Origin of the sequence: Streptomyces sp. NPDC059668 (assembly GCF_042734135.1) — a bacterium.
Classification (GTDB): Bacteria; Actinomycetota; Actinomycetes; order Streptomycetales; family Streptomycetaceae; genus Streptomyces.
The window spans coordinates 1-5,919 of record NZ_JBHWEL010000145.1 but is presented as its reverse complement, the minus strand read 5'-3'; the positions used below and the strand labels follow the sequence as shown (position 1 = coordinate 5,919).

Here is a 5,919-nt window from a genome sequence, read left to right as displayed (position 1 = left end):
CCGTCCGGCGTTTGAGGACGAGCCCTTCGGGCGATGCGGGGGTCCAGGGGGCGCAGCCCCTTGGCGGGGTCCGGGGCGGAGCCCCAGGGACAGGACAGCACAGGACAGGTCGGGCAGGGGCGCCGGGGGCGAGATCCCTCAGGTCACCGCCAGCGCGGCCAGCGCCCGGCGCGCGACCTCTCTCCCGATCGGCAGCGACGCCGTCGCGGCAGGCGACGGCGCGTTCAGCACATGCACCGTCCGCACCCCCTCCTTGATCAGGAAGTCGTCCACCAGCGTCCCGTCCCGCAGCACCGCCTGCGCCCGCACCCCCGCCGCCGCGGGCACCAGATCGTCCACCGTCACCGCCGGCAGCAGCCGCCGCACGGCCTCGGTGAACGCCCTGCGGGACACCGAGCGCCGCAGCTCCCCGGCTCCGTACCACCAGTGCCGCCGGGCCATCCGCCACGACCCGGGCCAGGCCAGCGTCGTGCCCACCTCCCGGGGACGGATCACCCCCCAGTCGTATCCCTCCCGGGCGAGCGCCGGCACCGCGTTGGGCCCGATGTGGACGCCTCCGTCGATCCCCCGGGTGAGATGCACCCCGAGGAACGGGAAGGCGGGGTCCGGCACGGGATACACGAGGCCCCGCACCAGCTCGGGCCGCGCCAACGAGTAGTACTCGCCGCGGAACGGCACGATCCGCATCCCGGGTTCGTCCCCCGCGAGCCGCGCCACCTCGTCGCACTGGAGCCCCGCGCAGTTGACCAGCACCCGCGCACGGACGATCGCGCCGTCACCGGTGAGGACGGCGACCCCGAGGGCGTCCCGCCGGTCGATGCGGACGACCTCGGCCCCGTACCGGATCTCCGCGCCGGAGGCCTCCGCGAGCTGCCGGGCGACCGCGACGTAGTCGCATATCCCCGTCGTGCCGACGCGGATCGCGGCGAGTCCGCGCACCTCCGGCTCGTACTCCGCGAGCTGGGTGGTGCCCAGCTCGCGCACCGGGATCCCGTTCTCCCGGCCCCGCTGCACGAGTGCGTGCAGGCGGGGCAGCTCGGCCTTGTCCGTGGCGACGATCAGCTTGCCGGTGACGGCGTGCGCGATGCCGTACTCCGCGCAGAACTTGACCATCTCGGCCGCGCCGCGCACCGCGTACCGCGCCTTCAGCGAGCCCGGCCGGTAGTAGATCCCGCTGTGGATCACCCCGCTGTTGTGACCCGTCTGATGCCGGGCTGCGCCGGACTCCTTCTCCAGCACGGTCACCCGCGTGCCCGGCGCGGCGCGAGTGATGGCGTACGCCGTCGACAGACCGACGATCCCGCCGCCGATCACCAGCACATCGCAGTCGTGAACGATCCGCACCTGTTCCACCTCCCGGCTCCGATAGTGCACTGCGCCACTGACAATGCCCTCAAACCCGGAAAGCGCCACGAAGATCGCACAGAAGGACGAGCGGACCGCGCGCGTGCGGGGACGGGGCGGCCCCGTGCCCCGCGGGAGATCACCCCGTCCCCGCACACCGGAGGCCGATCCGGTCTACGCCGGGGCCATCAGCAGCGGCCGCGCGCGCTCGCGGAGTTCCACCACGCGCGGCTCGTCGCCGTACGGCTCCAGCCGGTGGAGCAGGTCCTTCACGTACTCGGTCGTGCGCGCGGAGGAGATGCGCCCGGCGACCTCCACCGCCCGTACGCCCTGTTCGCACGCCGCGTCCAGGTTGCCCGACTCCAGCTCGGCGACCGCCGACACCACCAGGCGCAGACCGTGGGAGCGGACGAACTCCTCCGTCGGCTTCGAGAGCGCCTGCTCGGTGAAGCGGCGGACCTGGCGCGGCGCCTTGAGATCGCGGTAGCACTCCGCCGCGTCGGCGGCGAACCGGTCGTACGAGTAGAAGCCGAGCCAGGACGGATCGTTGTCGCCGTCCCGGGCCCGCTCCAGCCAGCCCTCCGCGGCCCGCAGGGCTCCGCCGGCCGCGTGGGCGTCACCGGCGCGCGCGTGGGCGCGTGCCTCGACGAGGCGGAAGAAACTCATCGTGCGGGCGGTGGCCAGGCCGCGGTTGCGTTCCAGGGCGGCCTGGGCGAGGTCGACGCCCTCGTCGCCGAAGCCCCGGTAGGTCGCCTGGAGCGACATGGAGGCGAGCACATAGCCCCCGAGAGGGACGTCCGCGGCCGCTCTGGCCAGCCGCAGCGCCTGGATGTAGTAGCGCTGCGCCGCCTCCTGCTGGCCCGTGTCGAAGGCCATCCAGCCCGCGAGCCGGGTGAGTTCGGCGGACGCCCCGAAGAGGGCCCTTCCGACCTCGTCCGAGTACGAGCCGAGCAGCAGTGGAGCCGCCTCGACGCGTAGACACTCCGGCACCATCGACGAACGCCAGTCGCCGCCTCCGTACTTGGAGTCCCAGCGCCTGGCGTCCTCGGCCGCCTCGCGGAGCTTCTGCACGTCGCTGTGGCCGACTTTCAGCGGCGCTCCGGAGCCCTCGGCAGGGTTCGCGTCCCGCGCCACCGAACTGTCGGCCGGGGTTATCAGCCAGCGCGAGGCGGGGGTCGCGTAGGCGCTCACCGCGAAGGAACCGGCCAGTGACTGCCAGATGCCGCCGCTGCCGGCCCGGCGCCCGGCGAGGTCGAGGCGGTACAGATCGGTGGCCGACCGCACCGCCTGCCCGACGTCCCGGGGGAAGGCGAGGCCCACTTCCGGCGCGGGATCCGCGTCCGCCAGGCCTATCTCGTGGAGCGGCACCGGGCGGCCGAGCTTCTGTCCGATGGCGGCCGCGATGAGATGCGGCGCGGCCCCTTGCGGCACCATTCCCTTCGACACCCAGCGCGCCACGGACGTCTTGTCGTAGCGAAGAGTCAACCCGCGTTGAGCGCCAAGATCGTTGACGCGCCGCGCGAGTCCTGCGTTGCTGATTCCCGCGAGGGCGAGAACGGCGCCGAGTTTTTCGTTCGGCCCGCGTTGCTCCCTGGACATGCGCCACCCCTCGACACAGACGGCTGCCGCGCTGGCATAACCATGCGGCATTCGTAAACCCAGCGTAGTTCGCCGCATCCCATGCGTTAAGGGGCGTTGTTCCGGATGGCGGGATTGTGGTCCGTACGGAAGTACGGACGGTTGCGGCGTGCTCCTGTTGTGTGGCCGTGCGCCCGCCCGTGCGCTCTTCTCCGGCCATCGGGGGAGCGCTTCCATGGAGGGTGCGTGGGTCGGCCCGCTGTACTGGATCCAGTGGGCTGGGGGACACCGCCGCCTCCATCCCCGCGGGCGGCGGACCGGTCCGGGAGGCGAACTCCGCCTCCCGGACCGTGCGTCGGTCCAGCGGTGCGCAGGGCCTGTACGGAGAGTGTGCACGACTGTCCGGCCGTGGCCGATTTGGCCGAAAATCGACGGTGCCCCTCGCGGGTGATTACCGCTCCCACCACGCGACTTGAGGGCGCGCAGGGTGTCCGAGGGGAGCGTATCGGGGGCGCATTCGCGTCGCAGATCCACCCCCGCCCTCGGCGGTCCGTCCGCCCGCACCCCCTGACCGCCTTGCCTCCGGCGGGCGTTCGCAGTTGTTCCGGATCGGCTTTGCAGTCGCCCCCCAGCGGCGCGTACGCGTTCGCGGGGGCGCATTCCAGGGGGCGCAAGCCGTCTCAGGAACCCTCCCGCGCGCACTCTTCGTGGCAGCATGGTGCCGAGTTCGTACGGTGCACTGGTTGTCCACAGTCCGTGGAGGCGTCGATGCGGTGGTTGGTGGGGTGGAGCAGTACCGCCGCCAGGGCGCCCGAGATCGGTTCGGCGGGCGCCACCGGAGGCGACGGCGAGACCGTGCACCCGGTGGGTTCCCAACTCCTGTGGGGCGACCCCGATCCGCTCTGGGCGGTCGGCGACTGGCGCCCCGACGAGGTCCGCGTCGTGAAGGCCGACGCACAGAACCGGATCGCGGTCCTCGGCACCTGCGGCGCCAGCGACGAACAGATCAAGGTCGGACTCTTCGCGGCGCGCGGCGGCGCACTGCGGCATCTCACCGCGTGGTCCGGCAGCTACACCGCCGTCGTCCAGGTCGGCCGCCGCGTCACCGTCGCGGGTGATCTCGCGGGCATCCGGCCCGTCTTCTACACCCCCTGGGCCGGCGGTACCGCGTACGCGACCGCCGCGCTGCCCCTCGCCGACCTCATCGAGGCCAACCTCGACTTCGGACACCTGGCGGCCCTGCTCGCCGCCCCCGACGTACCGGCCGCGGTCCACGACTCCACCCCCTACGAAGGGGTGCGGCGCATTCCCCCCGGACACGCGCTGATCCTGCGCACCGGCGCGCGGGAGATCGCCGGCTACGAACCCGTCGCCTCGCTCGCCGTCGCCGCGCCCTCCGCCGACCCCGACCGAGCGGTGGACGGCGTCCGGGACGCCCTCGTGGAGGCCGTGCGCGCGCGGCTCGCCGCGCCCCGGCACGTTCCCGGCACGGACATCGACCCCGGGCCCGTACCCGGGATGGGTCCCGCGGAACGGCGCGCCGCGCGGGGCATGCCCGTACCGGGGATCGGGGCCGACCTCTCGGGAGGACCCGCCTCGGGGACGCTGGCCCTGCTCGCCGCGGGGCTTCCAGGGGCGCCCGGGACCGTGCTGGGACACGGCACGGGGGCCGGCGAGCGGCTGCTCGCGGTCACCTTCAACGACCTCGCGGTGCGCGGGCGGGAGGCCGAGCTGGAGCGGGCCGGGACCCTGGCCGCCAATCCCCGGCTGCACCACGTGGTGGTCACCGGGGCCGAGGAGACCCTTCCGTACGCCGACCTGGAGGGCCCGCTCACCGACGAGCCCGGACCGTCGCTGGTGACCGCGGCGCGGCACCGGGCGCGGCTCGCCTCCGGCAGCGCGGACCACTTCACGGGGTACGGGGCCAGGCAGGTGCTCGACGCCCATCCGGCGCGCCTGGCCGACCTGCTGATGGACCGCAAGAGACGTCATCTGGTGCGGCCCGTCGCCGCGTTGGCGAAGGCCGACGGATCGGTGATGGTGCCCGCGCGCGTGTACGGCGCGGCACGCAAACTCGCCCGCACGCCGTACCGGACCGGTGTCGACGTCCTCGCCGACCGGCTGCTGCACCGGCGGTTCGACGAACCCGGCGGGGCGGTGGGGGCGTCGCTCGCCGCGCTCACCTGGGCCAGGCCGGGGCCCGCGGCGCGGTGGCTGACCGGGGAGGCGTTGGCTGAAGTATCGGTTCGCCTGCAAGGAATCACAGGTCGGCCGGGGGGCGGGCCCGGGCAGCGGCCCGGTGACTTCCGGGCCCGTGCGGCGCTCGCGCGCCATGCGGGGGACCTCCGGGTCCTGGAGCAGGCCGCCGAGATCCGCTTCCAGCGGCTGCACATGCCGTTCCTGGACAACCAGGTCGTCCGCGCCTGCCGGACCCTTCCGGAGGCGCTGCGGGTCCAGCCCGGGGCGCGGGCGGAGATCCTCCGTACGGTGCTGGAGGGGGCCGGGGTGGCCGAACTGCCGCCCGGCTGGGGGGCGCCTTCGCACGCGTCGTCGGCGGCGGCCGCGCGGACGGGGCTGCGGGTGGCCGCGGACTCGCTGATCGCGCTGTTCGACACGCCGTTGCTGGCGCAGGCCGGGCTGGTGGAGGCGCGGGTCGTACGCAAGGCGCTGCGGGCCGCTGCCGCGGGGGAGCCGCTGCCGTTGGACGGGCTCGCGGATCTGGTCTCGCTGGAGTTGTGGCTGCGGCGGTTGCTGGCACGGCGGGGGACGTGCTGGACGGGGACGCCGGCGCGGCAGCGGGCGGTGCCGGCGGGGATCGTGCCGCAGGGGCGGGCGTTGGGGGCGGGAGCTGGGGGGCGGGGGTAGGTCGCCGCGCCGCGCCGCTGCCGCGGCCGTTGGCGGGTGCGGGTTTCGTGCCGGTGGGTGGGTGGGTCGGGGCCGTGCCGGTGTGTCGAGGCCGTCGCCGCTGGATAAGACCTGTCTCTTATAAACCACATA

General features: G+C 74.0%; 3 protein-coding genes. 1 reads left to right on the top strand and 2 read right to left on the bottom strand.

The genetic code is table 11. The features are described 5' to 3' along the window. Positions 1 to 138: 138 nt before the first annotated feature. The gene (gene lhgO, locus ACFV2J_RS42345) at positions 139 to 1,353 is read right to left on the bottom strand and encodes an L-2-hydroxyglutarate oxidase (protein WP_385095425.1); all 1,215 of its coding nucleotides are present in this window, start codon (positions 1,351 to 1,353) and stop codon (positions 139 to 141) included. A gap of 165 nt (positions 1,354 to 1,518) precedes the next feature. After that, positions 1,519 to 2,943 (bottom strand): MFS transporter, encoded by a 1,425-nt coding sequence (locus ACFV2J_RS42340; RefSeq protein ID WP_385443811.1) that lies wholly within the window; start codon positions 2,941 to 2,943, stop codon positions 1,519 to 1,521. A 747-nt stretch (positions 2,944 to 3,690) separates the two neighbouring features. Between ACFV2J_RS42340 and ACFV2J_RS42335 the strand changes: the two genes are divergently transcribed. Further along, entirely contained in the window at positions 3,691 to 5,787 is a 2,097-nt protein-coding gene (locus ACFV2J_RS42335; RefSeq protein WP_385095422.1) for an asparagine synthase-related protein, read from the top strand. The last annotated feature ends 132 nt before the right edge of the window (positions 5,788 to 5,919 follow it).

Excerpts from the sequence above, each read along its gene's own strand:
- ACFV2J_RS42340 (WP_385443811.1), bottom strand. The coding sequence starts at position 2,943 with ATGTCCAGGGAGCAACGCGGGCCGAACGAAAAACTCGGCGCCGTTCTC.
- ACFV2J_RS42335 (WP_385095422.1), top strand. The coding sequence starts at position 3,691 with ATGCGGTGGTTGGTGGGGTGGAGCAGTACCGCCGCCAGGGCGCCCGAG.